The sequence below is a fragment of the Microbacterium sp. cx-59 genome, assembly GCF_020805625.1.
GTDB lineage: Bacteria > Actinomycetota > Actinomycetes > Actinomycetales > Microbacteriaceae > Microbacterium.
In genome coordinates, this window is the sequence record NZ_JAJHGO010000003.1 from 176,810 (window position 1) to 203,172 (window position 26,363).

The 26,363-nt window shown below is 67.6% G+C and carries 27 protein-coding genes and 4 tRNA genes; 24 read left to right on the top strand and 7 right to left on the bottom strand.

Going from position 1 to position 26,363, the window contains the following annotated elements; translation table 11 throughout:
- The 3 genes from LMI96_RS03255 to LMI96_RS03265 all read left to right on the top strand — a co-directional run bounded on the left by LMI96_RS03255 (nucleotide 1) and on the right by LMI96_RS03265 (nucleotide 1,292).
- Nucleotides 1-492: a type II toxin-antitoxin system PemK/MazF family toxin gene (locus LMI96_RS03255; RefSeq protein ID WP_228360462.1), complete on the top strand. Its 492-nt coding sequence runs from the start codon at nucleotides 1-3 to the stop codon at nucleotides 490-492.
- A 111-nt stretch (nucleotides 493-603) separates the two neighbouring features.
- The gene (locus LMI96_RS03260; protein WP_228360463.1) at nucleotides 604-882 is read left to right on the top strand and encodes a hypothetical protein; all 279 of its coding nucleotides are present in this window, start codon (nucleotides 604-606) and stop codon (nucleotides 880-882) included.
- Between the two features lie 77 nt (nucleotides 883-959).
- On the top strand, nucleotides 960-1,292 hold the full coding sequence (locus LMI96_RS03265; RefSeq protein ID WP_223721179.1) for an ATP-dependent DNA ligase: 333 nt from the start codon (nucleotides 960-962) through the stop codon (nucleotides 1,290-1,292).
- A 737-nt stretch (nucleotides 1,293-2,029) separates the two neighbouring features.
- On the opposite strand, the gene LMI96_RS03270 is transcribed toward LMI96_RS03265, so the two are convergent.
- Entirely contained in the window at nucleotides 2,030-3,112 is a 1,083-nt protein-coding gene (locus LMI96_RS03270; protein ID WP_228360464.1) for a P63C domain-containing protein, read from the bottom strand.
- 376 nt (nucleotides 3,113-3,488) lie between these two features.
- On the opposite strand from LMI96_RS03270, the gene LMI96_RS03275 reads away from it, so the two are divergent.
- Entirely contained in the window at nucleotides 3,489-3,710 is a 222-nt protein-coding gene (locus LMI96_RS03275) for a hypothetical protein (RefSeq protein ID WP_228360465.1), read from the top strand.
- Nucleotides 3,711-3,864: 154 nt separating this feature from the next.
- On the opposite strand, the gene LMI96_RS03280 is transcribed toward LMI96_RS03275, so the two are convergent.
- On the bottom strand, nucleotides 3,865-4,470 hold the full coding sequence (locus LMI96_RS03280) for a hypothetical protein (protein WP_228360466.1): 606 nt from the start codon (nucleotides 4,468-4,470) through the stop codon (nucleotides 3,865-3,867).
- On the opposite strand from LMI96_RS03280, the gene LMI96_RS03285 reads away from it, so the two are divergent.
- Nucleotides 4,441-5,283, top strand: coding sequence for a site-specific integrase (locus LMI96_RS03285; protein WP_228360467.1), 843 nt, complete (start codon nucleotides 4,441-4,443; stop codon nucleotides 5,281-5,283). The two genes, LMI96_RS03280 and LMI96_RS03285, sit on opposite strands and share 30 nt — an antisense overlap.
- A gap of 55 nt (nucleotides 5,284-5,338) precedes the next feature.
- Here LMI96_RS03285 and LMI96_RS03290 read toward each other — a convergent pair.
- Nucleotides 5,339-5,414: transfer RNA gene (locus tag LMI96_RS03290), tRNA-Val, on the bottom strand.
- Nucleotides 5,415-5,571: 157 nt separating this feature from the next.
- On the opposite strand from LMI96_RS03290, the gene LMI96_RS03295 reads away from it, so the two are divergent.
- The 6 genes from LMI96_RS03295 to LMI96_RS03320 all read left to right on the top strand — a co-directional run bounded on the left by LMI96_RS03295 (nucleotide 5,572) and on the right by LMI96_RS03320 (nucleotide 8,514).
- Nucleotides 5,572-5,644 (top strand) — tRNA-Gly (locus LMI96_RS03295).
- Nucleotides 5,645-5,697: 53 nt separating this feature from the next.
- Nucleotides 5,698-5,771: transfer RNA gene (locus tag LMI96_RS03300), tRNA-Cys, on the top strand.
- Between the two features lie 25 nt (nucleotides 5,772-5,796).
- Nucleotides 5,797-5,871: transfer RNA gene (locus LMI96_RS03305), tRNA-Val, on the top strand.
- A gap of 318 nt (nucleotides 5,872-6,189) precedes the next feature.
- On the top strand, nucleotides 6,190-6,903 hold the full coding sequence (locus tag LMI96_RS03310) for an alpha/beta fold hydrolase (protein ID WP_228360468.1): 714 nt from the start codon (nucleotides 6,190-6,192) through the stop codon (nucleotides 6,901-6,903).
- A gap of 22 nt (nucleotides 6,904-6,925) precedes the next feature.
- A complete protein-coding gene (locus LMI96_RS16280; protein ID WP_228360469.1) occupies nucleotides 6,926-8,065 on the top strand; it encodes a helix-turn-helix domain-containing protein in 1,140 nt (379 codons plus the stop codon).
- Between the two features lie 59 nt (nucleotides 8,066-8,124).
- The gene (locus tag LMI96_RS03320) at nucleotides 8,125-8,514 is read left to right on the top strand and encodes an ester cyclase (protein WP_228360470.1); all 390 of its coding nucleotides are present in this window, start codon (nucleotides 8,125-8,127) and stop codon (nucleotides 8,512-8,514) included.
- Nucleotides 8,515-8,538: 24 nt separating this feature from the next.
- Here LMI96_RS03320 and LMI96_RS03325 read toward each other — a convergent pair whose 3' ends face one another.
- Nucleotides 8,539-9,690: an SLC13 family permease gene (locus LMI96_RS03325; RefSeq protein WP_228360471.1), complete on the bottom strand. Its 1,152-nt coding sequence runs from the start codon at nucleotides 9,688-9,690 to the stop codon at nucleotides 8,539-8,541.
- A 312-nt stretch (nucleotides 9,691-10,002) separates the two neighbouring features.
- Here LMI96_RS03325 and thrS point away from each other — a divergent pair, with 312 nt between their 5' ends.
- The 3 genes from thrS to LMI96_RS03340 all read left to right on the top strand — a co-directional run bounded on the left by thrS (nucleotide 10,003) and on the right by LMI96_RS03340 (nucleotide 13,207).
- Nucleotides 10,003-12,006 carry a threonine--tRNA ligase gene (thrS, locus tag LMI96_RS03330; protein WP_228360472.1) on the top strand — a complete coding sequence of 668 codons (2,004 nt, stop codon included), beginning with the start codon at nucleotides 10,003-10,005 and terminating at the stop codon, nucleotides 12,004-12,006.
- Nucleotides 12,003-12,563 (top strand): HIT domain-containing protein, encoded by a 561-nt coding sequence (locus tag LMI96_RS03335; protein ID WP_228360473.1) that lies wholly within the window; start codon nucleotides 12,003-12,005, stop codon nucleotides 12,561-12,563. The genes thrS and LMI96_RS03335 overlap by 4 nt, the downstream gene beginning before the upstream one ends.
- Before the next feature lie 80 nt (nucleotides 12,564-12,643).
- Nucleotides 12,644-13,207 carry a hypothetical protein gene (locus LMI96_RS03340; RefSeq protein ID WP_228360474.1) on the top strand — a complete coding sequence of 188 codons (564 nt, stop codon included), beginning with the start codon at nucleotides 12,644-12,646 and terminating at the stop codon, nucleotides 13,205-13,207.
- Between the two features lie 15 nt (nucleotides 13,208-13,222).
- On the opposite strand, the gene pdxY is transcribed toward LMI96_RS03340, so the two are convergent.
- Nucleotides 13,223-14,074: a pyridoxal kinase PdxY gene (gene pdxY / locus LMI96_RS03345; RefSeq protein WP_228360475.1), complete on the bottom strand. Its 852-nt coding sequence runs from the start codon at nucleotides 14,072-14,074 to the stop codon at nucleotides 13,223-13,225.
- Nucleotides 14,075-14,081: 7 nt separating this feature from the next.
- Nucleotides 14,082-15,428 (bottom strand): aminotransferase class I/II-fold pyridoxal phosphate-dependent enzyme, encoded by a 1,347-nt coding sequence (locus tag LMI96_RS03350; protein ID WP_228360476.1) that lies wholly within the window; start codon nucleotides 15,426-15,428, stop codon nucleotides 14,082-14,084.
- Between the two features lie 89 nt (nucleotides 15,429-15,517).
- Here LMI96_RS03350 and pdxS point away from each other — a divergent pair, with 89 nt between their 5' ends.
- The 10 genes from pdxS (at nucleotide 15,518) to LMI96_RS03400 (ending at nucleotide 25,749) form a co-directional block, all read left to right on the top strand.
- The gene (gene pdxS, locus LMI96_RS03355; protein WP_228360477.1) at nucleotides 15,518-16,408 is read left to right on the top strand and encodes a pyridoxal 5'-phosphate synthase lyase subunit PdxS; all 891 of its coding nucleotides are present in this window, start codon (nucleotides 15,518-15,520) and stop codon (nucleotides 16,406-16,408) included.
- On the top strand, nucleotides 16,398-17,000 hold the full coding sequence (gene pdxT / locus LMI96_RS03360) for a pyridoxal 5'-phosphate synthase glutaminase subunit PdxT (RefSeq protein WP_228360478.1): 603 nt from the start codon (nucleotides 16,398-16,400) through the stop codon (nucleotides 16,998-17,000). The genes pdxS and pdxT overlap by 11 nt, the downstream gene beginning before the upstream one ends.
- Before the next feature lie 41 nt (nucleotides 17,001-17,041).
- Nucleotides 17,042-17,800 carry a YebC/PmpR family DNA-binding transcriptional regulator gene (locus LMI96_RS03365; RefSeq protein WP_228360479.1) on the top strand — a complete coding sequence of 253 codons (759 nt, stop codon included), beginning with the start codon at nucleotides 17,042-17,044 and terminating at the stop codon, nucleotides 17,798-17,800.
- Nucleotides 17,801-17,848: 48 nt separating this feature from the next.
- Nucleotides 17,849-18,430 (top strand): crossover junction endodeoxyribonuclease RuvC, encoded by a 582-nt coding sequence (gene ruvC / locus LMI96_RS03370; protein WP_223721190.1) that lies wholly within the window; start codon nucleotides 17,849-17,851, stop codon nucleotides 18,428-18,430.
- A gap of 44 nt (nucleotides 18,431-18,474) precedes the next feature.
- Complete coding sequence (gene ruvA / locus LMI96_RS03375; protein ID WP_228360480.1) at nucleotides 18,475-19,095, top strand: Holliday junction branch migration protein RuvA; 621 nt, start codon at nucleotides 18,475-18,477, stop codon at nucleotides 19,093-19,095.
- Nucleotides 19,088-20,116: a Holliday junction branch migration DNA helicase RuvB gene (gene ruvB, locus LMI96_RS03380; RefSeq protein ID WP_228360481.1), complete on the top strand. Its 1,029-nt coding sequence runs from the start codon at nucleotides 19,088-19,090 to the stop codon at nucleotides 20,114-20,116. The genes ruvA and ruvB overlap by 8 nt, the downstream gene beginning before the upstream one ends.
- 79 nt (nucleotides 20,117-20,195) lie before the next feature.
- Complete coding sequence (yajC, locus tag LMI96_RS03385; protein WP_223721193.1) at nucleotides 20,196-20,651, top strand: preprotein translocase subunit YajC; 456 nt, start codon at nucleotides 20,196-20,198, stop codon at nucleotides 20,649-20,651.
- Nucleotides 20,652-20,690: 39 nt separating this feature from the next.
- The gene (secD, locus tag LMI96_RS03390) at nucleotides 20,691-22,442 is read left to right on the top strand and encodes a protein translocase subunit SecD (RefSeq protein ID WP_228360482.1); all 1,752 of its coding nucleotides are present in this window, start codon (nucleotides 20,691-20,693) and stop codon (nucleotides 22,440-22,442) included.
- Nucleotides 22,442-23,431, top strand: coding sequence for a protein translocase subunit SecF (gene secF / locus LMI96_RS03395; protein ID WP_223721195.1), 990 nt, complete (start codon nucleotides 22,442-22,444; stop codon nucleotides 23,429-23,431). Before secD ends, secF begins: the two co-directional genes overlap by 1 nt.
- Before the next feature lie 65 nt (nucleotides 23,432-23,496).
- Nucleotides 23,497-25,749, top strand: a complete 2,253-nt coding sequence (locus LMI96_RS03400; protein ID WP_228360483.1) for a bifunctional (p)ppGpp synthetase/guanosine-3',5'-bis(diphosphate) 3'-pyrophosphohydrolase — start codon at nucleotides 23,497-23,499, stop codon at nucleotides 25,747-25,749.
- Here the strand turns inward: LMI96_RS03400 and LMI96_RS03405 are convergent.
- Nucleotides 25,736-26,278 carry a type IV toxin-antitoxin system AbiEi family antitoxin gene (locus LMI96_RS03405; RefSeq protein WP_228360484.1) on the bottom strand — a complete coding sequence of 181 codons (543 nt, stop codon included), beginning with the start codon at nucleotides 26,276-26,278 and terminating at the stop codon, nucleotides 25,736-25,738. The two genes, LMI96_RS03400 and LMI96_RS03405, sit on opposite strands and share 14 nt — an antisense overlap.
- Nucleotides 26,279-26,363 lie beyond the last annotated feature (85 nt).

A 26,363-nucleotide genomic window follows, 5' to 3' on the forward strand; every position in this document is an offset into this window, starting at 1 on the left:
ATGTCGACCGTCGGACGGTTTCTGTCGCGCGTGGCGCGTGTGTTCGGGCGTCCGCGCACGGCTCACACACCCGCGAGCGACTCCAGTGCCACGGTGGAGATCGATCCGACCCGGGTCTCGCCGTTGACGCTCGCCTACGCACCTCGCCGGGACGCGCGGGCGGATGCGGGCGAGATCGTGTGGACCTGGGTTCCGTACGCCGAACGCGACGGCCGGGGGAAGGATCGCCCGGTGCTCGTGATCGCGGGGGAGTCCGACGACCGCGTCTACGCCGTGAAGCTCACTTCCCGCTCGCACGACGGCGACCGCGAGTACGTGCCGATCGGCGCGGGGGACTGGGACGCCCAGTGTCGCCCCTCCTGGGTCGATGTCGACCAGCTGTACAGCGTTCACCAGCGGGGTCTTCGTCGCCAGGGTGCGCCGCTGGACGCCCGTCGCTTCGCGGGTGTCGCCGAAGTGCTTGCGCGCCGCTACGGGTGGAAGCGGCGCTGACGGAGCGCCGGGCTCTGCGCGAGCGGTGCGTGCGCCCGCGTCACGCCCTGCACGAGCGGAGTGTGCGCCGCAACCCCCAGAGCGACCGCGCCGACGCAGTACCGTGAAGTGGTGACAGATACGCAGACCATGGTGCGCACCGAAGTCCAGGTGAACGGCGACAGCTACCTCCTGGCGCAGGGGCAAGACGTCGACGACCTTTGCCGCCAGATCGAGCAGGCGGCGCGCGCCGGCGCCACCTTCGTCGAGTTCATCGTGGTCGGCAACCGTGCCACATCCGTCCTGATCACCTCGCACACCCAGGTCGTCATCTCCTCTCAGGCCGTGCAGTTCGATGCGCGAGACAACGGCGACGGCGAGGAGCCGTTCGGCGGGTTCTTCGACTTCTGAGCCGCAGCCCCTACCGGGGCGGGCCCGGCACTGATTCACCTGAAGCGCCGTCACGAGCGGCCGACCAGAAAGTTCGGATGGGAAAGTTCACCTACGACACCCAGATCAGCGCGACCTTCGACGATCGTCTGCTGGCGCATCTGCAGATCGTCATCGGTACGAAGCTCCGGCGATCCGAGCCGTTCTACTTCACATGGCGCGACGACGCCAGCGTCGGCTCCGGGCGCACAGCGGTCTGGATGCACGCCGGGGCGACGATGACGTTCAAGTTCCACGGCAGCCGCCAGCCGAAGATCAACCGGGCGTGGATCGAAGCGCTGACCGCGACGGCTGACTCGCCGCGGGGACTGTACGTCGTGAGCGAGCCGCAGTCCGTGGAGGCGGAGCAGGCACGCGTGCTCCTCGGTTAGCGCGGCTCGGTCCGTCTTCCCCGGGAAGCTGTCGGGGCGCCTGTTTCTTGGCGCGGCGCGTGAAGTGTCTGGCGCCGCGGCAGGTTTGTGGTGGCTCGGCGGGTGGCGGGTTTGGGTGCCGCGGCAGGTTTGGGGTGTTTGGTGTGCCACGGGGGTTTCGAGCGTCCGGAGCGAGGAGATCTGCCGGAGCGAGGTCCGCATCCGAGGTTCCGGTCCTCGCGTCGGCAGATCTCCTCGCTTCGGCCGCATATCTGTCGGGATCAGCGCGCGACGCGAGTTGCGGATGCGGAGGGAATGCGAAAGGCCCGGATCGCGCGTGTTCTTCGCGATCCGGGCCTTTTCTGGTGGGCGATGCCGGACTCGAACCGACGACCTCTTCCGTGTGAAGGAACTACAGGCGTTCCGTTTGGTTCCATATGTTCCGCCTAGTCCACGGGTTTGCCGCAATCCGGGATCCGACCAGGGCGATCGAAACCGTCTACTCCGTCCGCTGCTGTGTGGTCCGCACACACGCACGTGCATATATCGGCGACCTGGCTCAGGTCAGAGCGACACTACGACGGCCGGGCCGCGATAGCCGGCCCGAGCGATGATTCGCTATCCCGCACTCAGCACCGCGAACCGAGACGCCGTCGAGGTGTTCCTCATGGAACGTCACGGACTCTGATACTGACGCTGGACTAGAACGCCCCCGGCCACCTCGCGAGAGGCAGCCGAGGGCGTTCTAGTCGTGTCTGTCAGTTGTTCTTGTCCTCGTCGAGCCAGTCGTCGATGAAGTCTGTCAAGAACCCTTGCTCGGCGGTCTCTGTCACGCGCAGCACCTGGCGGTTCGGCGCTGCGGGGAACCGCCGATCAAACAGCGATCGGAACTGATCGATGTCTTCGCTCACCTGCAGCAACGTCACGACGGTGACGATCTGCTTATCGAGATGCTCGATTCCGGTGTCGACCGTGAGGTGCTGGTGGTGTTTACGCGACCGATGGCCAGAAGCGCCTCGCGGGTTCAGGCGCTCGAGCTCAGCGTGAACGCCCTCGGGCAGCTGCTTGTAGATGTGTTCGTTGATGAACTTGCCGATGTACTGGGGATGCTTGGTCTTCCCCTCCTTGTAGTCCCATCCGTACAGGCGGTAGAGCTCGCGGAAGAACTCGTTGGGGAAGACAGAAACCCAGCGTCGGAACGTCTCTGTCACATATTTCGAGAGCAACTGCTGAAGCTCGTCGCGCGCACGAACTTCCTGGTATCCAGTCGCCTCGTCCACGAGCGCCGTGATTCCGACCTGCGCGAGTGCGCGCATGAGCATCTCCGCAGCCTGGGCCGCACCCTGCTGACTCTCCTGAAGCTTCCCCGCCTGGCGCGCCGAGAGATACACCTCGAGAACTTTGGGGAGCGTCTCGGCCCGATACCCGGTGGAAATGAACTGCTGATTCGGGAGGCGGTACCGGATCGGCTCTAGGTCTGTGCTGAGGCCATCAGGGATGAACTCGTCGAGGTTGTTCGCGCTGAGGAATGGGGCGCGTCTTGGTGCGTCGCTACGGCGCACACCGCTACGGGTGGCGCGATCAAGCGCGGCCATCACCGTCCCCTGAGAAAGTACGCGGGTGCCATCGGGCAGCACCGCACATTCGATGCGCCTATCGCCGATCACGATCGCGCCCGTGTAGGCGGCTCGTGGGATAGTGCTGTCCCAGCGGGATTCAGCCGCGCGCTGCGCGATCTCGCGCCTGCGCTCGGGGCTCAGCTTGCGGGCTCGTGCCCGCCCGCCTTCACTGGCATCGAACAGCGTGGGGCTGTCTTCCTCGGGCTCTTCGAGTTCGTTCATGGGTCTCCTTGTCGGGATGCTTACTGAGCAAGCACGCACCATTATGCATGATTACCCCGACACTCGCGCGCCGGGACGCGCCGCGCAATTACGCGCAATGGCACCAATGATCGGCCAACCTTGCGCGCCGATGCTCGCAGCATGCATGCTAAGCACGCAGCGAGGCAGTTCTTTCAGTCTCACTCCTTCGAACGAGCTTCGACGGCGGACGCCCACACCCATGTCCGCATCGGCTTGCCCGCGACGTCGAACTGGATGCCGACGGCCCGGGATGTCCAGCGGAGTGCGAGCACCTCGACTCTCGTCGCGGTCTCTTTGGGTCGGACGCATGCGTGCAGCAGTCGAAGGCCGGATCTCGGTTGGATACAGTGCGGTCATGACTGAAACCCCGGACCGCATGACGCACGCCGAGGCACTCGAGCACGCCCAGTCCAGCTTCTTCACGGCGGAGCAGGCTGCTCGTCGAGCTATGAACATGCTCGAAGGGCGGAACGGTCCCCAGCACGAATTGGCGACCGCCATTGAGTCGCTCGCGTACGGCCTGAAGTTGGCCACCGCTGCCGCGCGCGGAGACGTGGTCAAGAGCAGCACGGACTGATGCCGTGCCGACGTACGAAGAGTGCCTCGCGGCCGCGTACGAGCAGATCTTTGGCGCGTGGCTGGACGAACACCCAGAGGCGCTTTGCGGCTCAGGCCCTGAGGCAACGACCGAGAGCACCCGCTAGACAGTTTCGCGCGGTACTCGGCCGGCACTAATCGCGCTGCGGCAAGAGCGCAGCTTCCTCAAGCTCGGTCGCAACCCGGCGCGCTCTGTTAGTCCGGAGTTTCTGTAGCTTTAGGGCGGCCGCGGCTGCGATGGACGAGAGCGTGTCGAAGGAACGGTGCAGAGTCTCCAGCTGCTCGGCAAGTGTTGGCTCACCCGCCCCTGCCCATAGCCGGATGATCGCGTGGCGCTTGGCGTGATCGGGAGCGTCTATCCCGATGAGCTCCTCGTCGAGCTCGAGTACGCGATCGTGTGTCGGCGCGCTCCAGTGGTTCCGGCTCACCGCGATGTGCCGCAGCGCTCGGGCGCGCCATCTCGCGGTTTCTCTCCGCACGGCCTCGAGCGTCGCGCCGGGGTGGCGTCTGGCGAGGTCTGCCGCGATCGCTCGAGTACTCGGCCAAGGGAGGTACCAGGCGCCGTCCTCGTTCAGCGCGTCAGCGACGCCCGTGAGGTCAGCAACCGGAACCCCAACGGCCTGCGAAAGCACTGCGATGTCGTGGACCTCGAGTACGCCGTTTCCGCCTCCTCCCTCGATGTCGGCGACGCTCGATGGAACGACGGGATCATGCGCATCAGCGACATCCGCCGGTACCATATCGTCGCGTTCTTTGACGAGCTCGCCGACAAAGGGCGCGGCGTCAGCACTCGACACAAGATCCTGGTCGTCCTGCGGGCGGCGTTCTCGTCCGCGCTCCTGGATGGCGTCGTGGACGTGAACCCCGCGCTGCGCATCCCGCTCGAGGCCGAGAAGCCCAAGCGATTCGAGCCTTGGAGCGGCGAGCAGGTCGGACAGTTCCTTGACGTCGCGGTGCAGCACCGGCTCGGCGCCCTGTACGAGGTCGCGTTCCTCACCGGCATGCGACGCGGCGAGCTCATGGGCCTCCGCTGGGACGCGGTCGACATGGCGTCCCGCACGCTACGCGTCGAGCACACCCGCGTGCAGGCGACCACGGGCATCGTGAGCTCAAAGCCGAAGACCGACAGCGGCGAGAGGACGGTGACACTCGAAGACGCGGCGATCGGCGCCCTGCTGTCGTGGCAACTGCGACAGAGAGCCGATCGCGCACTCTGGGCGGAAGCGTGGGTGGACAGCGGCTACGTCTTCACTATGGAGAATGGCGAGCCTGTGAAGCCGGATTACGCAACTCGTTTGTTCGAGACGCTGCGCAAGCGCGCGGGGCTCCCGAAGATCACGTTGCACGTTGCCCGCCACGAGCACGCGTCGCTCTGGATCGCCGGCGGGGGAGACGTCACGCAGCTGTCAAAGAGGCTCGGGCACTCGACCAGTCGCATCACCGCTGACCTGTACGTCTCGCGCGTCGGTGACGCTGATCGCGTGCATGCAGAACGGGTCGCTTCGATGATTCCGAGGGCCTCGTCCCACACACCGCACACACAATCGGTGTAATCGGCAACGAGAGAGGCCCGGAGTCACGCTACTTTCGCGCGATCCGGGCCTTTTCTGGTGGGCGATGCCGGACTCGAACCGACGACCTCTTCCGTGTGAAGGAAGCGCGCTACCAACTGCGCCAATCGCCCATCGGCCACGTGGGCCGGTAACCGAGCATACCGGATGCGGGCAGCGGTGCCGTGCACGTGCGGGGACCTCTGTGAGACACGCGCGGGGCGATTCTGGTTTTGCGTCGGTCTGGGATTGGGCTAATGTAATGCGAGTGCCCGAGCGATCGGAAAGCACGCGGATGTAGCGCAGTTGGTAGCGCACAACCTTGCCAAGGTTGGGGTCGCGAGTTCGAGTCTCGTCATCCGCTCGAGTGCGGGGGTTCTCTCTAGAGAGAATCACGACACGTGGGTCGAACCACATGGTGGCGTGGCCGAGCGGCTAGGCACCGGCCTGCAAAGCCGTTTACACGGGTTCGAATCCCGTCGCCACCTCCACTCCACAATAGAACAGCCTGTATAGGCGCGATTGGCGCAGCGGTAGCGCGCTTCCCTGACACGGAAGAGGTCACTGGTTCGATCCCAGTATCGCGCACCACCTAAAGCCCCCGAGAGATCGGGGGTTTTTGCTTTGCATGTAAGACGAAGCTCGTTGGCGTGGGACAAGTGGGCGCCTGGGGTGGTGTCGAACCCGCCGTACTGCGATGTGGGCAGCCTCGCACGGATGTCCTGCGCTGACTCCCGCGCTCGATGCTGATTCGACGACGATCCGGGCGTGTTGCTCCGCGCCGAACGTACGGTGAAGCTATGGCCGAACCGAGCTGAGCTCGGTTCACTCGAGTTCCTCTGACGCGATGACCACCGTGCGAGCACCCGCCCGCGCGAGCCGTGCACCACCGCTGAAGGGGAATACCTCATGTCGAACATCACCGTCGTCCTCGTCCACGGCGCCTTCGCCGAGTCGGCAAGTTGGAGCGGCGTGATCTCCGTTCTCCAGGAAGCCGGTGTGGCGGTCATCGCCACGCCCAACCCGCTTCGCAGCGTCGTGACCGACGCGGAGAACGTGCGGAGTGCGGTTGCCTCGCTGGGTACACCCGTCCTCCTCGTCGGACATTCCTACGGGGGCTCGGTGATCACGCAGGCTGCCGCGGGCGACGAGCACGTCAAAGGGCTCGTCTACGTCTCGGCGTTCGCCCCGGACCACGGGGAGACGGCGCTCGAACTGACCGGGCAGTTCCCGGGCAGCACCCTGGGCGACCGTGTACGCCCCTACCCGCTCGGGGACGGCACGAACGATCTGGTCGTCGATCGAGAGCTGTACCCCGACCAGTTCGCCGCCGATGTGCCTCTGGATCTCGCCCGCGTCTCCGCGATCACCCAACGCCCGATCCGCGATGCCGCACTCGGCGAGCCTCTCGCCGCCGAGACACCCGCGTGGAGGACCCTGCCGTCGTGGTTCGTCTTCGGCACGGGAGACAAGAACATCCCCGTCGAGGCCCTGACGTTCATGGCCGACCGCGCCGGATCCCGGAGAACCCACGTGATCGACGGCGCCTTGCACTCGTCGATGGTCTCGCATCCGGATGCCGTCGCGACCCTCATCCTGGAGGCGCTAGATCACCTCGCCTGATGTCACGAACCTGGGCACGCTCGTGGATCAGCTCGCCGCGACCCTCGCGCGCTCCGTGCTGGTCGGCGACCTCGCGCATCGGCCGCTCGCCTGGAGCGTGCAGTACGACGACATCGACGACATCCGGACCGATGCGCTTCTGAAGCGGTACACGCCGCGCGACGTGCGTACGCACCTCGATCGGCTCGCTCTGGCCGACGTCCATCGGCCGCTGACGATCTCCCTCGAGCCGTTCGGCGGTCGCGAACGCCTCGCCGTGCCCATCGAACGCGGCGGTCGGCGCACGGCGACGCTGTGGCTCATAACCGGCGGCATGCCGCCCCTGTCCGGTCGTGACCTCGCCGCCATCGACACAGCCGCGGAACTGATGGCGGAGACGCTCTCGGTGCCGACCGACGACGTCTTCGGCGCTGACCGGCGCTCGACGATGTCGCAGCTCCTCTCCTCCGATGCTCCGCAGGCCCGTCGGGCGTTCGCGGAGGCATCGTCGCGAGGATGGATCCACCCTCGCGACGGACTGACGGTGATCGCCGCCGGCGTTCCCGACCCTGCCAACGGCGTCGAACGCGCCTCTCTCGGCGTCCGCCTCGGGGCACGTGTCGCCGGGTCGACGTTCCTCGGTGCGAACGCGAGCATGCTGTTCGTGCTCGCGGCGACGGCCGCGGCGCGGGATACGGCACGGAGCCTCCGGCACGCGGCTGCACGCGACGGCACGGACGTTCTCGGAATGGGGCTCTCCGCCATCGATCCGGATGCCGAGTCCGCCTTGCCCGCCGCCGACCGTGCGGCGCGCGCAGCGGACATCGTGTCCCGGATGCCGACTCTCGGGCCGCAGGCCGACATCACCGACATCGGTCCCTGGGCCTTCCTGCACCGCACGAGAGACGACGCCGACGATGTGCCGTCGTTCTCCGCGGCCGCCTCGTTGCTCGTCCGCGAGGGGAACGAAACCGCACGTGAGCCGGTCGAGGTCTACCTCGACGAGGGCGGCAACGCGCGGCGCGCATGCGCCCGACTGCACCTGCATCGCACGAGCCTCTACTACCGCCTGGATCGGCTCCCGGCTCTCGTGAAGAACGCGCTGGATGACGGTCTGTCCCGCAGCACACTCCACCTGTGCTTGAAACTGCATCGCTTCGCCGAGCAGCGGGTGTTGCGGTGAGGCCGACGACGATGTGAGGGCTGCGCCTCCGCTCGTCGTTCGGCTCGGATAATGGAATCGTGGAGCCCTGGGAACTGCGCGAGTGGTACGCCGACTTCCTCGAGGCGTCCAACCGGCACGATCTCGACGCCATCCGCGCCTTCCTCGACGCAACCGTCCGACGGGCGCATCGGCCCGCGGGCGCGGATGCCTGGATCGACGATCTCGCCGAGCTCTTCGCCGCCTTCCCCGACTGGCGGTGGCGCCGCATCCAGTTGATCGTCGAAGAGGATCGGGTTGCCGCTCACCTGAGGGGGAGCGGAACCCACCTGGGCGCCTTCCGGGGGATCGCGCCCACCCGGAGGCATGCGAACGTCGCCGAGTTCGCGATGTACCGGGTGACGGCCGGCCGCATCACCGAGTTCTCCGGGTCCGACGCCTCGGAGCTCCTGGCTCAGTTGAGCGGATGATCCGCAGATGCCCGGCCCGGACGGCTACCGCGCGAGCGGTACGACGGCGAGCAGCACGACGAAGGGCGTCGCGAGCGCACCCCACAGGATGAAGCGCCGCCACGGCACCTCGATCCCGTCCGCGCTCAACCGCTGATACCACAGCAGCGTCGCGAGTGATGCCCACGGGGTGATCAACGGTCCGGCGTTCACCCCCACCAGAAGCGCCGCGAGGCGTTCGGGCGCACCGGATGCGGCCGGCTCGAGCGCGAGATACGCCGGCAGGTTGTTCACCAGGTTCGCCCCAATGGCGCCCGCGCCGGCCACGCCCCAGAGCGAGAACAGATCGTCTCCGGAGCCCAGCCATCCGGCCACGACATCGAGCAGTCCGGACGATTCCGCGACGCCCGCGACGAGGAAGAGTCCGGAAGCGAAGACGAGCAGCGACCACGGCACGAGCGTGACGCGGATCGTCCGGGGCGAACGCCACACGAAGACGACGAGCAGAACAACCGCGGCCCCGGATGCGGGAATCCACGGCTCGACGCCCGACACGAGAAGTGGCATCATCACCCCGACCACGACGGCGGCCACCGTGAACAAGGGGCGGTCGGCGATTCGGGGGAGCGGCGCCGGATCGAAGGTGCCGCGCAGCCGGGTCCGGTACCGCAGCCACAGGATCACCACCGTCACCAGGATCGCCACCGCGGCCGGCGCGGCCATGATGCTGACGAATCCTGCCGTGCCCGCATCCGTCAGCCGCTCCGAGGCGAGCAGGTTCGTGAGGTTCGAGACGGGGAGCACGAGGGATGCGGTGTTCGCCAACCAGACCGTCGCGAACGCGAACGGCAGCGGCGGGAGCCCGTTGGCGCGAGCGACCGCGACGACGACCGGGGTGAGCAGGACCGCCGTCGTGTCGAGGGAGAGGAACGCCGTCGCCAGCACCGCCAGCAACACGACGAACAGCCACAGCACCATCGTGCGCCCGCGAGCCAGGCGTGCGAGCAGGCCCGCGACAACATCGAACACCCCCGCGCGTGCGGCTAGTTCCGCGACGACCGTGACGGCGACGACGAAGGCGAGGATCGGCCACACCCGGTCGGCGATCGTCGCAACTTCGCTCCACGGCATCGCGCCGACCAGCAGCGCGATGACGGCCACAGCGACGAGGCAGCATCCGACGATCGCCAGTTTCACTGGTCCATCATGCGGCCTGCGTGCCCGAACTCCCGCCGTTCACGTGACGCAATCTGTCGTCGGCCCCGGCGTGTTGCGACACGTGAACCGATCGCCTTTCCGCTCACGTGACGCAATGCGCGGGGCGGGGCGGCGGATTGCGACACGTGAGCGAATCGGCGGACCGCGCAGACGTGAGCCGATCCCCATCCCGCTCACGTGGCGGAATCGGCGGGGCGGGGCGGCGGATTGCGACACGTGAGCCAGACGGGGGAAGCGACGAAGGCGGCACGGGCGACCGGTAGCCTGGAGAGGACCACCAGGAGTGTATTCGTGACTGATCTGACCCCCGCCGAGGTCGCGTACCCGGCCGACGGCTTCGCCCTCTTCTCCGACCGCTCGGTCGTCGCCCTGCGGGTGAACGGCGAGCTCAAAGACCTCGCGACGACCGTGACGGCCGATGATGCCGTCGAGCCCGTCACGATCGATTCACCGGACGGCCTCAGCATCCTCCGCCACTCCGCCGCGCATGTGCTCGCGCAGGCGGTACAGCGCATCAAGCCGCAGACGAACCTCGGCATCGGCCCGCCGATCACCGACGGCTTTTACTACGACTTCGGCACCGACACGCCCTTCACCCCCGAAGACGTCAAAGCCATCAAGAAGGAGATGGAGCGCATCGTCCGCGAAGGGCAGCGCTTCGTCCGCCGCGTCGTCACCGACGAAGAGGCCACCGCCGAACTCGCCGACGAACCGTTCAAGCTCGAACTCATCGGCCTCAAGGGCGGCGCCGACAAGACCGACGGCGCCTCCGTCGAGGTCGGTGCGGGCGAGTTGACGATCTACGACAACGTCACCCGCGACGGCACCGTGGCGTGGCGTGATCTGTGCCGCGGACCGCATGTGCCGAGCACCCGCACGCTCGGCAACGGCTGGGATCTGCAGCGGATCGCGGGAGCCTACTGGCGCGGCAGCGAGAAGAACCCGCAGCTGCAGCGCATCTACGGCACGGCGTGGCCAACCAAGGACGAACTGCGTGCCTACCAGCAGCGTCTCGAGGAAGCCGGAAAGCGCGACCACCGCAAGCTCGGCAAGGAGCTCGATCTCTTCTCCTTCCCCGACGAGATCGGTTCGGGGCTCAGCGTCTGGCACCCCAAGGGCGGTGTCGTCCGCGGCGAAATGGAGCAGCATGCGCGGCGCCGGCACGTCGAGGGCGGGTACACCTACGTCTACACGCCGCACATCTCGAAGGAAGATCTCTTCCTCCAGTCGAACCACCTCGTCACCTACCGCGAGGGCATGTTCCCCCCGATCCGCATGGACGAGGAGTGGGACGCGGACGGCAACGTCACCAAGGCCGGTCAGGACTACTACCTGAAGCCGATGAACTGCCCGATGCACATCCTCATCTACAAGGAGCGGGCGCGCAGCTACCGCGACCTGCCGATGCGACTCGCCGAGAACGGCACGGTCTACCGCAACGAGCTCTCCGGCGCGCTCCACGGTCTCACTCGCGTGCGCGGCTTCACGCAGGACGATTCGCACCTGTTTGTCACCCCCGACCAGCTCGAGGCGGAGACGACTCGCGTGCTCGAGTTCGTGATCTCGATGCTCCGAGACTTCGGTCTCGAGGACTTCGAGCTCGAGCTCTCGATGCGCGACGACGAGAAGTCCAAGTGGATCGGCAGCGACGAGTTCTGGGACTACTCCACGAACGCGCTCCGGAACGTGGCGCACGCGAGCGGTCTGAAAGTGACCGAGGTTCCCGGCGAGGCGGCGTTCTACGGCCCCAAGATCGACCTCAAGACCAAGGACGCGATCGGCCGCACCTGGCAGCTCTCCACCGTCCAGGTGGACGTCAACCTTCCCGAGCGCTTCGACCTCGAGTACACGGGTCCGGATGGTGAGAAGCACCGCCCGATCATGATCCACCGTGCGCTCTTCGGCTCGATCGAGCGATTCTTCGCGATCCTGCTCGAGCACTACGCGGGCGCGTTCCCGGTGTGGCTGGCGCCCGTGCAGGTCGTCGCGATTCCCGTCGCGGCCGACTTCGGCGACTACCTCGACGAGATCGTGCAGCGTCTTCGCGCTCAGGGCGTGCGGGCCGAGGTCGATCACTCCGACGACCGGATGCAGAAGAAGATCCGCACGCACACCACCCAGAAGGTGCCGCTGCAGTTGATCGCGGGCGAGCAGGACCGCTCCGGCGGGACGGTTTCGTTCCGGTTCCGCGACGGCACGCAGACCAACGGCATCCCGGTCGAGGATGCGATCGAACGCATCCTCGGGGCGATCGCTCAGAAGACTCTCGTCAACACCGCGGAGGACCTCGCGTGACGACCGATTCCGGTGACTCGGATGCGGTGCTGGCCGCCGCATCCGAGTTCGCCGGAGTGCCCGACGAGTTCCAGCGGCTCTGGACGCCGCACCGGATGGCGTACATCCAAGCGGGCCCGCAGCCACTGGTCGAGGAGTGCCCGTTCTGCGCCGCACCGGAGAAGACCGACGAAGACGCGCTGATCGTGCACCGCGGCGAACATGCCTACGTGCTGCTGAATCTCTTCCCCTACAACTCCGGTCATCTGCTCGTCTGCCCGTACCGGCACATTCCGACCTACGACGAGGCGACCCCGGCGGAGGTCGCCGAGATCGGCGCGCTCACCCAGACGGCCATGCGCGTACTGCGCGCCGTGTCGCGTTGCGACGGCTTCAACATCGGCATGAATCAGGGCGCCGTCGCCGGCGCGGGAGTCGCCGGACACCTGCATCAGCACGTCGTACCCCGCTGGGCGACGGACGCGAACTTCTTCCCGATCATCGCCAAGACGAAGGCATTGCCGCAGCTCCTGGGCGACGTGCGCATCGCGGTGGCAGACGCCTGGTCCGCACACTGAGCCGTCGCTCCGCAAGGGCCGTTCGGCCGCGCACCGCCGTCGTAGCGTGGCAGGACCGAACGATGGCCCAGGGGGACACCATGACCGCTCGACACACCCGCATCGCGATCCCGCTCGCGCTGACCTCTCTCCTTCTGCTCAGCGGATGCTCGCTCCTTCCCGCCGCCGCCCCCGATGCGCAGGCCTCGCCGAGTTCCACGCCCACGCCGTCTGCGTCATCGAGCACGGACAGCGGCGCGGGCGACGTGGGCGATGCGCTCGCGGAACGTGACGAATTCTTCGCCGCTCAGCAGCAGCTACCCGGCGAGAGCACGCTCGTGGCACGCACCGAGGCGCAGAAAGAACTCGTCGCCAACCAACGTGCGTACGTCGAGTCGCAGGGGGTCACCTGGTCGACTGAACTCGAGAGCATCACGCTCGCGCTGGGTCTCGACGCGTGCGAGACGTCGATTCTCAACTCGCACACGGTCGACGTGAACACCTTCCAGTCGCACGTCGCGACGTCTCCGCTGATCTCCGCCCTCGCCGGCGAGGATGCGGCAGCTCAGGCCGGTGTCGTCAGCATCATGATCTACGGCACCGGGTTCCTCTGCCCCGACGACGCGCCCCAGTGGCAGGCCGCCGCCGGCGAAGCCGGCTTCTGAACGACGGATGCCGCGTCAGCGCACCTGACGCACGGTGAACTGCATGCGCGGGTGAGCGTAGAACTCCTGCGACTCGATCAGCTGCAGCTCGCGTTCTTCGGACTCGTGCGTCTTCGCGAGCAGGTCGTAGACGCTCGACGTGGTGCGAGCGAGCGCGTCCGCAGCATCGCCCGTCGAGCCGTAGTGCGCGGTGAACAGGGCGGCCGTCACGTCGCCGGAGCCGTTCGCCTTCATCGGCAGGAGCGGTGTCTGCACGATCCACGCGCCGCGGTCGTCGACGACCATCATCTCGATCGTGCCGTCCTCCCGGTCCGGGCGCTCGACGCTCGTCACGAGCACCGTGCGAGGGCCCATCGCCCGGGCGAGGTCGGCGGACGCGAGGGTCTCCTCGATCGTGGCCGGCGAGGTGCCGGTGAGGAATCCGAGCTCGAACTGGTTCGGGGTGATGATGTCGGCCACCGGAACCACGCGTTCGCGGAGCAGTTCGGGGATGGCCGGTGCGACGAAGCATCCGGACTTCGCGTTGCCCATCACGGGATCGCACGCGTAGATCGCCGACGGGTTCGCGGCCTTGACCCGCGCGACGGCGTCGATGATCACGTCGCCGATTCCGGCGCCGCCCTGATAGCCCGACAGCACCGCGTCGATTTCGCCGAAGACACCGCGCTCCTCAATGCCGAGGAGCACCGCGGCGACGTCCTCGGGGGCGATCAGCGGTCCGCGCCAGGCGCCGTACCCGGTGTGGTTGGAGAAGTTCACCGTGTACACGGGCAGCACCTCGACTCCGATGCGCTGCAGGGGGAACACGGCTGCCGAGTTGCCGACGTGGCCGTACGCCACCGCCGACTGGATCGAGAGGATCTTCACCCGTCGATCATCCCACTTCCGCGGCGGTCGCCTCCCCGACGGCGATCGCGAGATCGGCGGCCAGGCGTTCCGCATCCGCGTCATCCAGGTCGTGCACGGTGAGGCGCAGACGTCTGCTCGCGGCAGGATCCGACAGCACGAACTCGTCACCGGTGCGGGCGAGCCACCCTCGGCGCATCAGCCGCGCCGAAACCGCGCGCGCGGCAACGGGCAGCTCCACCCACAGGTTCAGGCCGTCGCCGACCGACGCCGGCACGCCCTGTGCGACGAGAAGCCGGGCGAAGGCCGCGTTGCGTGCGGCGTAGTGCGCAGCGGCCTCGGACACCGTGCGCGTCGCGTCGGCATCCGTCGCCAGGGCGTGCACGAGCCGCTGCAGAAGGTGGCTGACCCACGTGGTGCCCGGGCTCAACCGCATGGCGAGTCGCCCCGCCGTATCGGGATCGGATGCCGTCACCGCCAGGCACATGTCGGGTCCGAAGAACTTCGACACCGACCGCACGAGCGCCCAGCGTGCATGGTCGGCGCCGATGATCGAGTGGAACGGCTGCGACGACAGCAGGGAGAAGTGATCGTCTTCGATGATGAGGACGTACGGGTAGTCCGCCAGCACGGCTCGCAACTGCGCCGCGCGCTCCGCCGTCAGGCTCGCACCGGTCGGGTTCTGGGCGCGCGGTGTGCAGACGATCGCCCGGACGCCGGCCTCGAGCGCCGCCTGCACCCCGGCGACCGTCATGCCCTGGTCATCGACCGGCACCGCAACCGCGCGGTACCCCCCGAGCCGGACGGTCTGGATGCTGGCGAGGAAGCACGGGTCTTCGAGCGCGACGGGATCATCGCGGGTGAGAGCCTGCGCGAGAAGCCGCTCGACGGCGTCGACGGCGCCGCTCGTGATCGTGAGGCGCATCCGATCCGCGGGGGCGAGACCCGCGCGCATCCACTCCGTCGCCCACGCCTCGAGCCCGCGGTCGATGACGGGTTCGCCGTACAGCACCGGTCGACCGACGACGCCGGCGAGCGCGGCGGATGCGTCGGGGATGCGCGCCGGATCCGGGTTGCCGGTGCCGATGTCGCGCAGCACCGTGCCGGTCGCGAAGCCCTCCTGGGCGACGGGGGAGCGCGGCGCGATCAGGGTGCCGCCGCGGCCGCGGGTCACGACGATGCCGGCCGCGGCGAGTTGGCGGTACGCCGAGACGATCGTGTTCCGGTTGACGTGCAGGGTGTCGGCGAGCGTGCGCACGGGCGGGAGGGAGTCGCCGGATCCGAACGCGCCGCGTTCGACGAGATCCCGGATGCTGTCGGCGATCTCGGCGGCGGAATCGCCCCGGATGCGGCTCGTTCCCTCGGTCGTCGTCACACGCGGAGTCTACGTGTCAGACATGCTACCTTTTGGCCTAGGTCAATCGAGCCCGTCGATCGACCGCGTTTCGGCAGAAGGATTCGACCATGGCTACAGGCGACACCGGCTCAACGCGCGTCAAGCGCGGACTCGCAGAGATGCTGAAGGGCGGCGTCATCATGGACGTCGTGACCGCCGAACAGGCGCGCATCGCCGAGGACGCCGGCGCGGTCGCCGTGATGGCGCTCGAGCGGGTACCCGCCGACATCCGGGCACAGGGCGGCGTCTCGCGGATGAGCGACCCGGACATGATCGACAGCATCATCGAGACGGTGTCGATTCCGGTGATGGCCAAGGCGCGGATCGGACACTTCGTGGAGGCCCAGATCCTGCAGGAGCTGGGTGTCGACTACATCGACGAATCCGAAGTGCTGTCGCCCGCCGACTACGTCAACCACATCGACAAGTGGAAGTTCACCGTTCCCTTCGTGTGCGGCGCGACGAACCTCGGCGAAGCGCTGCGTCGCATCAACGAGGGCGCGGCCATGATCCGGTCCAAGGGTGAAGCCGGTACCGGTGACGTGTCGGAGGCGATGAAGCACATCCGCAAGATCCGGAGCGAGATCAACGTGCTGCGTTCGATGTCGAAGGACGAGCTGTACGTCGCCGCCAAAGAACTGCAGGCGCCCTACGAACTCGTCGCGGAGATCGCCGAAACCGGCACGCTGCCCGTGGTCATGTTCGTGGCCGGCGGCGTCGCGACGCCCGCCGATGCCGCGCTGATGATGCAGCTGGGTGCGGACGGCGTCTTCGTCGGATCGGGCATCTTCAAGTCCGGCAACCCCGCCGAGCGCGCCGCTGCGATCGTGAAGGCGACGACGTTCTTCGACGACCCGAAGGTCGTCGCTGAGGTGTCGCGCGGACTGGGTGAGGCCATGGTCGGCATCAACGTGAGCGACCTGCCCGCCCCGCACCGGCTCGCCGAGCGTGGCTGGTAAGCCGCCCCGCGTCGGAGTCCTCGCCCTGCAGGGTGACGTCCGCGAGCACGTGAACGTGCTGGAATCGCTCGGCGCGGAGGCCGTCCGCATCCGCCGTCCCGACGAGCTCCGCACGGTGGACGGGCTGATCATCCCCGGCGGCGAGTCCAGCGTGATCGACAAGCTCGCCCGCAGCTTCGGGATGGCGGAGCCCGTCCGCGCGGCGATCGCCGACGGTCTCCCGGTCTACGGAACGTGTGCCGGGCTCATCATGCTCGCGGACTCCATCGCCGACGGCATCGAGGGGCAGCAGAGCTTCGGCGGCCTCGACGTCGTCGTGCGACGAAACGCCTTCGGCGCCCAGGTGGAGTCCTTCGAGACAGACCTGGACGTGCCGGAGCTCGGCGATCCTCCGGTGCACGCCGTCTTCATCCGTGCTCCGCTCGTGGAGAGCGTGGGACCGGCGGCACGCGCGCTGGCCTCGCTGGCGGATGGCCGTGTGGTCGCGGTGGCACAGGGCAACGTGCTCGGCACGGCCTTTCATCCGGAGGTCACGGGCGAGACGCGCTTCCACGAACGCCTGCTCGAGATGGTCCGCGCGCGACTGAACTAGAATCGACCACGGACTTTCCAGCCGCTGAACACGGGAGATTCATGTCCGGGCATTCCAAGTGGGCGACGACGAAGCACAAGAAGGCTGTCATCGACAGCCGTCGCGCGAAATCGTTCGCCAAGCTGATCAAGAACATCGAGGTCGCCGCGAAGATGGGCGGCGCCGACCTGTCGGGTAACCCGACCCTGTACGACGCCGTACAGAAGGCGAAGAAGACCTCGGTGCCGAACGACAACATCGACCGCGCGATCAAGCGCGGCGCGGGAATCGGCGGCGAGGCCGTCGAGTACACCACGATCGTCTACGAAGGCTACGGCCCGAACGGCGTCGCCCTCATGATCGAGTGTCTGACGGACAACAAGAACCGTGCAGCGGCCGAGGTGCGCACGGCGCTGTCGCGCAACGGTGGCACTCTCGCCGACCCGGGGTCGGTCGCGTACAACTTCGCCCGCAAGGGCGTGATCGTCGTCTCCGGCGAGGGTGCGAACGAAGACGACGTGATGCTCGCCGCTCTGGAGGCGGGCGCGGAGGAGATCGAGGCGCACGCCCAGGGCTTCGAGGTCGTGACCGAGGCCTCCGACCTCGTCGCGGTCCGTTCTGCGCTCCAGGGTGCGGGGCTCGACTACGAGTCGGCCGACGTCGAGTTCGTTCCGAGCTTGAAGATCGAGGTGGATGCCGACACCGCCCGCAAGGTGTTCCGGCTCATCGACGCGCTCGAAGACAGCGACGACGTGCAGAACGTCTTCAGCAACTTCGACCTGACCCCCGAGGTGCAAGCCGAACTCGAGAACGACGAGTAAGGCGCGCCGCAACGGCCGAGACGCCGGGCTGCGCTTAGCGTGGTCGAGATGAGCTCTGTGCTGCGTGTCATGGGCGTCGACCCCGGCCTCACCCGATGCGGTGTGGGTGTGGTCGACGTGGCACCCGACCGCAGCGCGCGTCTCGTGCACGTGGGCGTCGTGCGGTCGGGCGCGGAACTGCCCATCGCCGAGCGGCTGCACATCATTGCGGAGGGCCTCCGTGCGGCGGTCCGCGAATTCGGACCGGCCGTGATCGCCGTGGAGCGCGTCTTCGCGCAGCACAACCGGAGCACGGTGATGGGCACCGCGCAGGCGAGCGGCATCGCGCTGCTCGTGGCGGCCGAGAACGGACTGGGCGCGGCGACCCACACCCCCAGCGAGGTGAAAGCGGCCGTGACCGGATACGGTGCCGCCGACAAGCTGCAGGTGCAGACCATGGTCGCCCGCATCCTGCGCCTCGACGCCCTCCCTCAGCCCGCGGATGCGGCGGACGCCCTCGCCCTCGCGCTGTGTCACGCGTGGCGGGGCGGAGCGAACCGCGGAGCGGGCGTCGGCCCGGGTGCGGACGACGCCGCGCTGACACCGGCGCAACGGGCGTGGCAGCGCGCCGAGCGATCCACGCGACGCTGAGCGTGTCGATCGAACAAACATGCGAACCCGCTTAGGCTGGTCGAATGATCGCTTCGCTGCGCGGCACCGTCGTCCATCTCGGCCTCGATGCGGTCGTGCTCGAGGTATCCGGAGTCGGATACGCCGTGGCCGTGACGCCCGATGTCTCCCGGGCGGCGCACCTCGGTGACGAACTCCTGCTGTACACGCACCTGATCGTCCGAGAAGACGCGCTCTCGCTCGTCGGCTTCCCCTCGCGGGAAGAGCTTTCCGTGTTCGTGGCTCTGCTCGCCGTATCGGGCGTCGGTCCGAAGTCCGCGCTCGGGGTGCTCGCCGACCTCAGCATCGAGCAGATCGCGCAGGCCGTCGCCGACGAGGCCGACGCCCCCTTCCGCAAGGTCTCCGGCATCGGTCCCAAGACCGCGAAGCTCATCGTCGTGCAGCTCGCCGGCAAGCTCGCCCCGCCCACTCCGACCTCGACGAGCGGTCGCGCGCACGCGGCCCCGGACCTCGCCGCCCAGGTGGCGCAGGCCCTCGTCGGTCTCGGCTGGACGGAGCGGGTCGCCGCCGAGACCGCGGATGATGTCGTGGCGAGCGCCGATCCGCAGGAGCGGACCGTGGCGGCACTCCTCCGCCGCGCCCTCGCGGAACTCGGGCCCGCCCGCACGGAGGTGTCCCGTGGATGAGCTCCGTGACGCTGCGGCCCCGGCGGAGGATTCGGAACTCGCGATCGAGGGGGCTCTGCGCCCGTCATCTCTCGCCGAGTTCGTCGGCCAGCAGAAGGTTCGCGCGCAGCTGCAGCTCCTGCTGGATGCGGCCCGCATCCAGCAGCGTCCGCCCGACCACATCCTGCTCTCCGGTCCGCCCGGACTCGGCAAGACCACGCTCGCGATGATCGTCGCGCACGAAAGCGGCCGAGCACTGCGGCTCTCCAGCGGTCCCGCCATCCAGCACGCCGGCGATCTCGCCGCCCTGCTGTCGTCGCTGACTCCGGGGGAGGTGCTCTTCATCGACGAGATCCACCGGATGGCGCGATCCGCGGAAGAGATGCTCTATCTCGCGATGGAAGACTTCCGCATCGACATCATGGTCGGCAAAGGGGCGGGCGCCACCAGCATCCCGCTCGATCTCGCCCCGTTCACGCTGGTGGGGGCCACCACGCGGTCCGGTCTGCTGCCGAACCCGCTGCGCGATCGCTTCGGGTTCACGGCCCACCTCGAGTACTACGAACCCGAAGAACTCGAGCGGGTGATCGAACGATCGGCGGTCATGCTCGGCGTCGGCATCCCGGGCACGGCCCGCGCCGAGATCTCCCGGCGCTCCCGCGGCACCCCGCGTATCGCGAACCGCCTACTGCGCCGCGTACGCGACTACCTGATCGTCCACGCCGATATCGCCGCCGGCGATATGGCTGCCGTCGACGCGGCACTCGACCTCTACGACGTCGATGTGATCGGGCTCGACCGCCTGGATCGCGCCGTCCTCGATGCGCTCATCCGCCGATTCCGCGGCGGACCGGTGGGCCTTGGCTCGCTGGCTGTCGCCGTCGGTGAGGAGGCCGACACGATCGAGTCCGTCGTGGAGCCCTACCTCGTGCGGATCGGCTTCATGAGTCGCACCCCGCGCGGACGCGTCGCCACCCCCGAGGCCTATGCCCACCTTCGCGTGCCGCACTCGTCGGGGACGCTTCCGATCGATGACCTATAATCGGCGGAGGCTTTCGCCGCACTACACCTGATCAGCGCCGCCCTCGTGGACGCTGCCCCTGAAAGGCCCCGACCTTCCCATGGATTTCGCGAACTTCTTTGCCAACTACGGCCTGATCATCCTTCTGGTCATCCTGCTCGTCTTCATGTTCTACAGCTCCCGTCGACGGATGCAGAAGGCGAAGGCCGAGCAGGAGGCGAAGTCCGCTCAGACCGTTCCGGGCGCCGAGGTTCTGCTGCAGGGCGGCCTCTACGGCACGATCGTGGAGTACGACGGCGAGAACCTCGACCAGCCCGCGATCGTCTCCATCGCGCCGGGCGTGGAGATCAAGGTGCACAGCCAGGCGATCCTCCGCGTGGTCGACCCGACCGAGGGCGTCGTGACCGAAGACGAGTTCATCGAGGCCGAGACCAGCGAAGCCGAGTACATCGCGGGCGTCGCCGACGGTGACATCACCTCGATCAGCGACGACCACAAGTACTCGGCGCACACCGACGACGCGGACCCTGACAAGAAGAACAAGCCCGAGGCCTGAGTCTTCGTCCCCGCTGCACCACGAGAAAGCTGACTGTCCGTGGCGACACCCACCCCTGTCCGGCATGCCTGGCGCGCCCTGATCGGCCTCTTGGCGATCACCGCGATCCTGTTCGGAATCAACGCCCTCGGCGTCTACGCCTTCAAGACGTCTGCCGGTGAACCGGCGAGCTCCTGGATCCCCGAGCTCGCGCTCGACCTCCAGGGCGGTACGCAGATCATCCTGCAGGCGCAGACCGCGGATGGCGCTGCCCCGAGCACGGAGCAGATGAACCAGGCCGTGACGATCATGCGCCAGCGCATCGACGCCACGGGCGTCGGCGAGGCCGACGTCACGACCGAGGGCGGCACGAACATCGTCGTGCAGATTCCTGGCGAAGCCGACGAGGAGACGCGTCAGCGCATCCAGTCGGCGGCTCAGCTGCAGCTGCGTGCGGTGCTCTTCGTGTCGGGCGAGGTCAGCGGCTCCTTCGTCGGCGAAGACGGAACGGCGACCCCGTACCCGACCGCCGACCCGGCTCTGCCTTCGACCCCGACGGCGAGCCCCACGAGCGGAAGCGACGTCAGCTGGATCACGCCCGCGCTGCAGGCGCAGTTCCAGGCCTACAACTGCGATGATCCGGCGAACGATCCGGCCAACGAGCCGGCGGACCAGCCCCTCATCACCTGCGATGCCACGGGTTCGGCGAAGTACATCCTCGGGCCGGTCGAGCTCGACGGCGACTCGATCTCCGACGCCAGCGCCGGAGTGGTGCAGACCTCGGGTGCGTGGGCGATCAACATCGTCTTCAACGACCAGGGCACGGAGCAGTTCGCGACGATCAGCCAGCGGATCTACCCGCTCACCTCGCCGCTGAACCAGTTCGCCTTCGTGCTCGACGGCGACGTGCTCTCCGCTCCGTCGATGAACGCCATCATCACCGACGGCAAGCCGCAGATCACCGGCAGCTTCACGCAGGAGACGGCGCAGACCCTGGCCGACCAGTTGAAGTACGGCGCCCTGCCGCTCAGCTTCTCGGTGCAGAGCTCCGACACGATCTCGGCGACGCTCGGCTCCCAGCAGCTGATGATCGGTGTGATCGCCGGCCTCATCGGGCTCGCGCTCGTCGCGATCTACTCGCTCGTGGTCTACCGCGCGCTCGGCACCGTCATCATCGCCTCGCTCCTCGTCATGGGTGTTCTGACCTACATCGCGCTCTGCATCCTGGCGTGGCGGATGGGCTTCCGTCTCTCGCTCGCCGGAGTCGCGGGGGTGATCGTCACGATCGGCTTCACCGCGGACTCGTTCATCGTCTACTTCGAGCGAATACGAGACGAGATGCGCGACGGCAAGTCGATCACCTCGGCGGTGGAAGACGGCTGGAACCGCGCGAAGCGCACGATCTACATCTCGAAGTCGATCAACATCCTCGCGGCCGTGGTGCTTTACATCCTCGCCGACGCCACGGTGAAGGGCTTCGCGTTCACGCTGGGTCTCACGACCGTGATCGACATCGTCATCTTCATCCTGTTCACCCACCCCGTGATGCAGCTGCTCGCCCGCACGCGGTTCTTCGGCGGCGGACACCCGCTCTCCGGCCTCGACCCGACGGCTCTCGGCGCGGTGTACCGCGGTCGGGCGCAGTTCCGCGCTCCCGCGGCCGCCGTGAAGGGCCGCACCGCGCGCTCGCGTGGCGAAGCGGAGCGCCGGCAGACGATCGCCGAGCGTAAACGGGCCCTCGAGAGCGGCTCGAGCGCATCCACCACCGAGGCCTCGAAACCCTCGAACGACGCGAAGGCGGGACGCGACTGATGCGCTCCATGGGCCAGCTCGGCAACGACCTCTACTCGGGGAAGTCCTCCTTCCCGTTCATCCCGCGTCGGCGGCTGTGGTTCACCATCGCGGCGCTGCTCGTCATCGGTTCGGCGCTTGTGCCGCTGTTTCGTCCCGTCCAGTTCTCGATCGAGTTCACCGGCGGTTCGCAGTTCACGGTCACCGGCGTGTCCTCGCCCGATCAGGCGATCGCGAGCGACGCCGTCGAAAGCGTCGTGGCGAACGCGGAGACGAAGGTCTCCACGGTCGGGTCGGATGCGGTCCGTATCCAGACCGACCAGATGACGCCCGAGGAGACGCAGGCCGTCTCGGCCGCGCTGGCGGAGGCGTACGGCGTCGATTCCAGCGAAGTGACGTCGTCGTTCATCGGACCCAGCTGGGGTGCCGATGTGACCCGGCAGTCGCTCTGGGGCCTCGCGATCTTCCTCGCCCTGACCTTCCTCATCCTCGCGCTCTACTTCCGGACCTGGAAGATGTCGGCGGCGGCTGTCGTCGGGGTCGTGGACGTGCTGATCATCACGGTCGGCGTGTACGCGCTCTGCGGCTTCCCGATCTCGCCGGCGGCCGTGATCGGCTTCCTGACGATCCTGTCGTACTCGCTGTACGACACGACCGTGGTGTTCGACAAGATCAGGGAGAACACGCGCGAAGACGGCGAGATCTCGTCGCGGACATTCGGTGAGTCCGTCAACCTCGCGGTCAACCAGACCCTGATCCGCTCGATCAACACCACCGTCGTGGCGATCCTGCCGACCGGAGCGATCCTGTTCATCGGCGCATTCTGGCTGGGCGCGCAGACGCTGACCGACATCTCGCTGTCGATCTTCGTGGGCACGATCGTCGCCGCGTACTCGACGGTCTTCGTCGCCGCCCCGCTCTACGCGCTCTTCCGCGAGGGCGAGCCGCGGGTGAAGGCCAACGACGCGCGCGTCCTCGAGGCGCGCGAGCGCGCGGGCGTCCCGGCCTGAGCGGGTCGATGGCACTCTGCGGCGGCGTAGGATGATTCGATCCGGCGGAGGGTGGTGATTCGAGCATGGCGGAGACCGTTCCTCCCGGCACGCAGCCCTCGTCGCTGCGACGTCTGATCCCTCGGATCTTCTCGCGTGCGGCGCGTCGCGATGACGTCGAGAAGCTCGTGCGGACGGTGCGGACGCACCATCCGAAGGGCGATATCGCGATCATCGAGCGCGCGTACGCGGTCGCCGAGAAGGCCCATGACGGGCAGAAGCGGCAGAGCGGCGAGCCGTACATCACGCATCCGCTCGCGGTCGCCCAGATCCTCGCTGACCTGGGGCTCGGCCCGAAGGCCATCGCCGCGGCCCTCCTGCACGACACGGTCGAAGACACCGGGTACGAACTCGGCACGCTGAGCGCCGAGTTCGGCGACGAAGTCGCGATGCTGGTCGACGGCGTCACGAAACTCGACAAGGTCAAGTACGGCGAGAGCGCGCAGGCCGAGACCGTTCGCAAGATGATCGTCGCGATGTCGCGCGACATCCGCGTGCTCCTGATCAAGCTCGCGGATCGGCTGCACAACGCCCGCACCTGGGGTTTCGTCCCGCCCGAGAAGGCCGCGAAGAAGGCCACCGAAACGCTCGAGATCTACGCGCCCCTCGCGCACCGGCTCGGCATCCAGGCCATCAAATCCGAACTCGAAGATCTCTCGTTCGCCGTGCTCCACCCGAAGCTGTACGTCGAGATCGACAGTCTGGTGAAGCAGCGCACGCCGCAGCGCGAACAGTACGTGCAGAACGTCATCCAGTCGGTCGAAGAAGACCTGCGGGAGCTCCGCATCCGCGGCCGCATCGCCGGGCGTCCGAAGCAGCTCTACTCCGTCTACCAGAAGATGGTGGTCCGAGGCCGCGAGTTCGACGACATCTACGACCTCATCGGCATCCGGGTCATCGTGGGCACGGTGCGCGACTGCTACGCGGTGCTCGGGGCTCTGCACGCCCGCTGGACACCGATCCCGGGCCGGTTCAAGGACTACATCGCCACACCGAAGTTCAACCTCTACCAGTCGCTGCACACGACCGTGATCGGCCCCGGCGGGCGCACCGTCGAGATCCAGATCCGCACCAACGAGATGCACCAGCAGGCCGAGTTCGGTGTCGCCGCGCACTGGAAGTACAAGGAGCGGATGACGGGTCGGAGTGTCGATCCCAAGTCCTCCGACACCGACATGGCGTGGCTGGCGCACATCTCCGACTGGCAGGCCGAAACGGCCGACCCGGGGGAGTTCCTCGATTCGCTGCGCTTCGAGATCGGCGCGAAAGAGGTCTACGTCTTCACCCCGAAGGGGCGCGTGATCGGTCTTCCCGCGGGAGCCACGCCGGTCGACTTCGCGTACGCCGTGCACACCGAGATCGGCCATCGCACGATGGGCGCGAAGGTGAACGGCCGACTGATCCCGCTCGAGTCGGAATTGCAGTCCGGTGACGTCGTCGAGGTCTTCACCTCGAAGAATCCGGATGCGGGGCCCAGCCAGGACTGGCTCGGCTTCGTCAAGAGCACCCGCGCGCGCAACAAGATCCGCGGGTGGTTCACCAAGGAGCGACGCGAAGAGGCGATCGAACAGGGCCGCGAGTCGATCGCCCGTGCCATGCGTCGACAGAACCTGCCGCTTCAGCGGTTGATGAGCCAGGATTCCTTCTCTCAGGTCGCGCAGCTGCTGCGCTACGAAGACGTCTCCGCGCTCTACGCCGCGGTCGGCGAAGGCCATGTCTCGACGCAGTCCGTGATCGAGAAGGTGACGTCGCTCGTCGCCGATCAGGACACCACGACCGGTCCGATCGATATTCCGCACATCGGGCGCGGCGGCGCGCCGCGCGACGGCGATTCGGGAGTGCTCGTGCGCGGTGCGCCCGACATCCTGGTAAAGCTCGCGAAGTGCTGCACGCCGGTTCCGGGCGATGAGATCGTCGGCTTCGTGACGCGCGGGAGCGGTGTGTCCGTCCACCGCAGCGATTGCACCAACGTGAAGTCGCTCATGAACGAGCCCGACCGGGTGATCGACGTCGACTGGGCGCCGACGACCAAGAGCGTGTTCCTCGTGCAGATCCAGGTGGAAGCGCTCGACCGTTCCGGACTTCTGAGCGACGTGACCCGAGTGCTCAGCGAGCATCACGTCAATATCCTCTCCGCGACGGTGTCGACCTCGAACGATCGGTTGGCGATCAGCAAGTTCGTGTTCGAGATGGGCGACACCGTGCACCTGGACAGGGTGCTCAACGCGGTCCGTCGAATCGACGCCGTCTACGACGTCTACCGGTTCACGTCGTCCTGATCAGATCCTCGAGGATCTCGATCGCGGCTCGCTTGTGCGGCATCCGGGTCGAGGTGCGCAGCAGTCCGCATCCGTCCGCCAAAACCTGCGGGTCGGTATCGACGAAACCTTGGAGCGCCGCCAGGTCGGCGGGCGTCGCGCTGCGGGCGAGGTCGGCGACCGTCCGTGCCGGCGTCGTCACCGCGACCTCGGCGATCCGGACGATGTCGCCCGCCGGAAGCTGCGGATCGCGGTAGACGAATCGGCGGCCGATGGGCTCGTGGATCCGCTGCGGACTGGCGCGTTGCAGCCGGTGCCGCGCGGGAGGATCCGCGAGAGCGCCGTGCACCCACGCCGCACTCGTCAGGATCGCCGCGAGCTCGGTTCCGGCGATCGCGCGGAGCGACGCCGCGCGCAGCCACGACGTTTCCACGGTGTCGGCGGGCACGTACCCTTCGCCGAGCTCGACCAGGTGCCCGTCGAGGCAGGCCGCGCTGAGTTCGGCCGAGCTCAGCCGCTCTCCGGGGAAGTACACGAACAACGACGTCATGGCACCAGTGTCGCCCGCGACGCCCTCTCTTCGGGGGGGGGCGGGCGCCCCGTGGGCAGACCCCCGGTGACAGAAAACCGGGGGG

Coding starts and splice junctions, on each gene's coding strand:
- LMI96_RS03310 (WP_228360468.1), top strand. CDS start 6,190: ATGTCGAACATCACCGTCGTCCTCGTCCACGGCGCCTTCGCCGAGTCG.
- LMI96_RS03275 (WP_228360465.1), top strand. CDS start 3,489: ATGACTGAAACCCCGGACCGCATGACGCACGCCGAGGCACTCGAGCAC.
- LMI96_RS03285 (WP_228360467.1), top strand. CDS start 4,441: ATGCGCATCAGCGACATCCGCCGGTACCATATCGTCGCGTTCTTTGAC.
- ruvC (WP_223721190.1), top strand. CDS start 17,849: ATGAGCTCTGTGCTGCGTGTCATGGGCGTCGACCCCGGCCTCACCCGA.
- LMI96_RS03405 (WP_228360484.1), bottom strand. CDS start 26,278: ATGACGTCGTTGTTCGTGTACTTCCCCGGAGAGCGGCTGAGCTCGGCC.
- yajC (WP_223721193.1), top strand. CDS start 20,196: ATGGATTTCGCGAACTTCTTTGCCAACTACGGCCTGATCATCCTTCTG.
- secF (WP_223721195.1), top strand. CDS start 22,442: ATGCGCTCCATGGGCCAGCTCGGCAACGACCTCTACTCGGGGAAGTCC.
- LMI96_RS03270 (WP_228360464.1), bottom strand. CDS start 3,112: ATGAACGAACTCGAAGAGCCCGAGGAAGACAGCCCCACGCTGTTCGAT.
- LMI96_RS03255 (WP_228360462.1), top strand. CDS start 1: ATGTCGACCGTCGGACGGTTTCTGTCGCGCGTGGCGCGTGTGTTCGGG.
- ruvA (WP_228360480.1), top strand. CDS start 18,475: ATGATCGCTTCGCTGCGCGGCACCGTCGTCCATCTCGGCCTCGATGCG.
- LMI96_RS03365 (WP_228360479.1), top strand. CDS start 17,042: ATGTCCGGGCATTCCAAGTGGGCGACGACGAAGCACAAGAAGGCTGTC.
- LMI96_RS03340 (WP_228360474.1), top strand. CDS start 12,644: ATGACCGCTCGACACACCCGCATCGCGATCCCGCTCGCGCTGACCTCT.
- LMI96_RS03280 (WP_228360466.1), bottom strand. CDS start 4,470: ATGGTACCGGCGGATGTCGCTGATGCGCATGATCCCGTCGTTCCATCG.
- LMI96_RS03265 (WP_223721179.1), top strand. CDS start 960: ATGGGAAAGTTCACCTACGACACCCAGATCAGCGCGACCTTCGACGAT.
- pdxS (WP_228360477.1), top strand. CDS start 15,518: ATGGCTACAGGCGACACCGGCTCAACGCGCGTCAAGCGCGGACTCGCA.
- LMI96_RS03400 (WP_228360483.1), top strand. CDS start 23,497: ATGGCGGAGACCGTTCCTCCCGGCACGCAGCCCTCGTCGCTGCGACGT.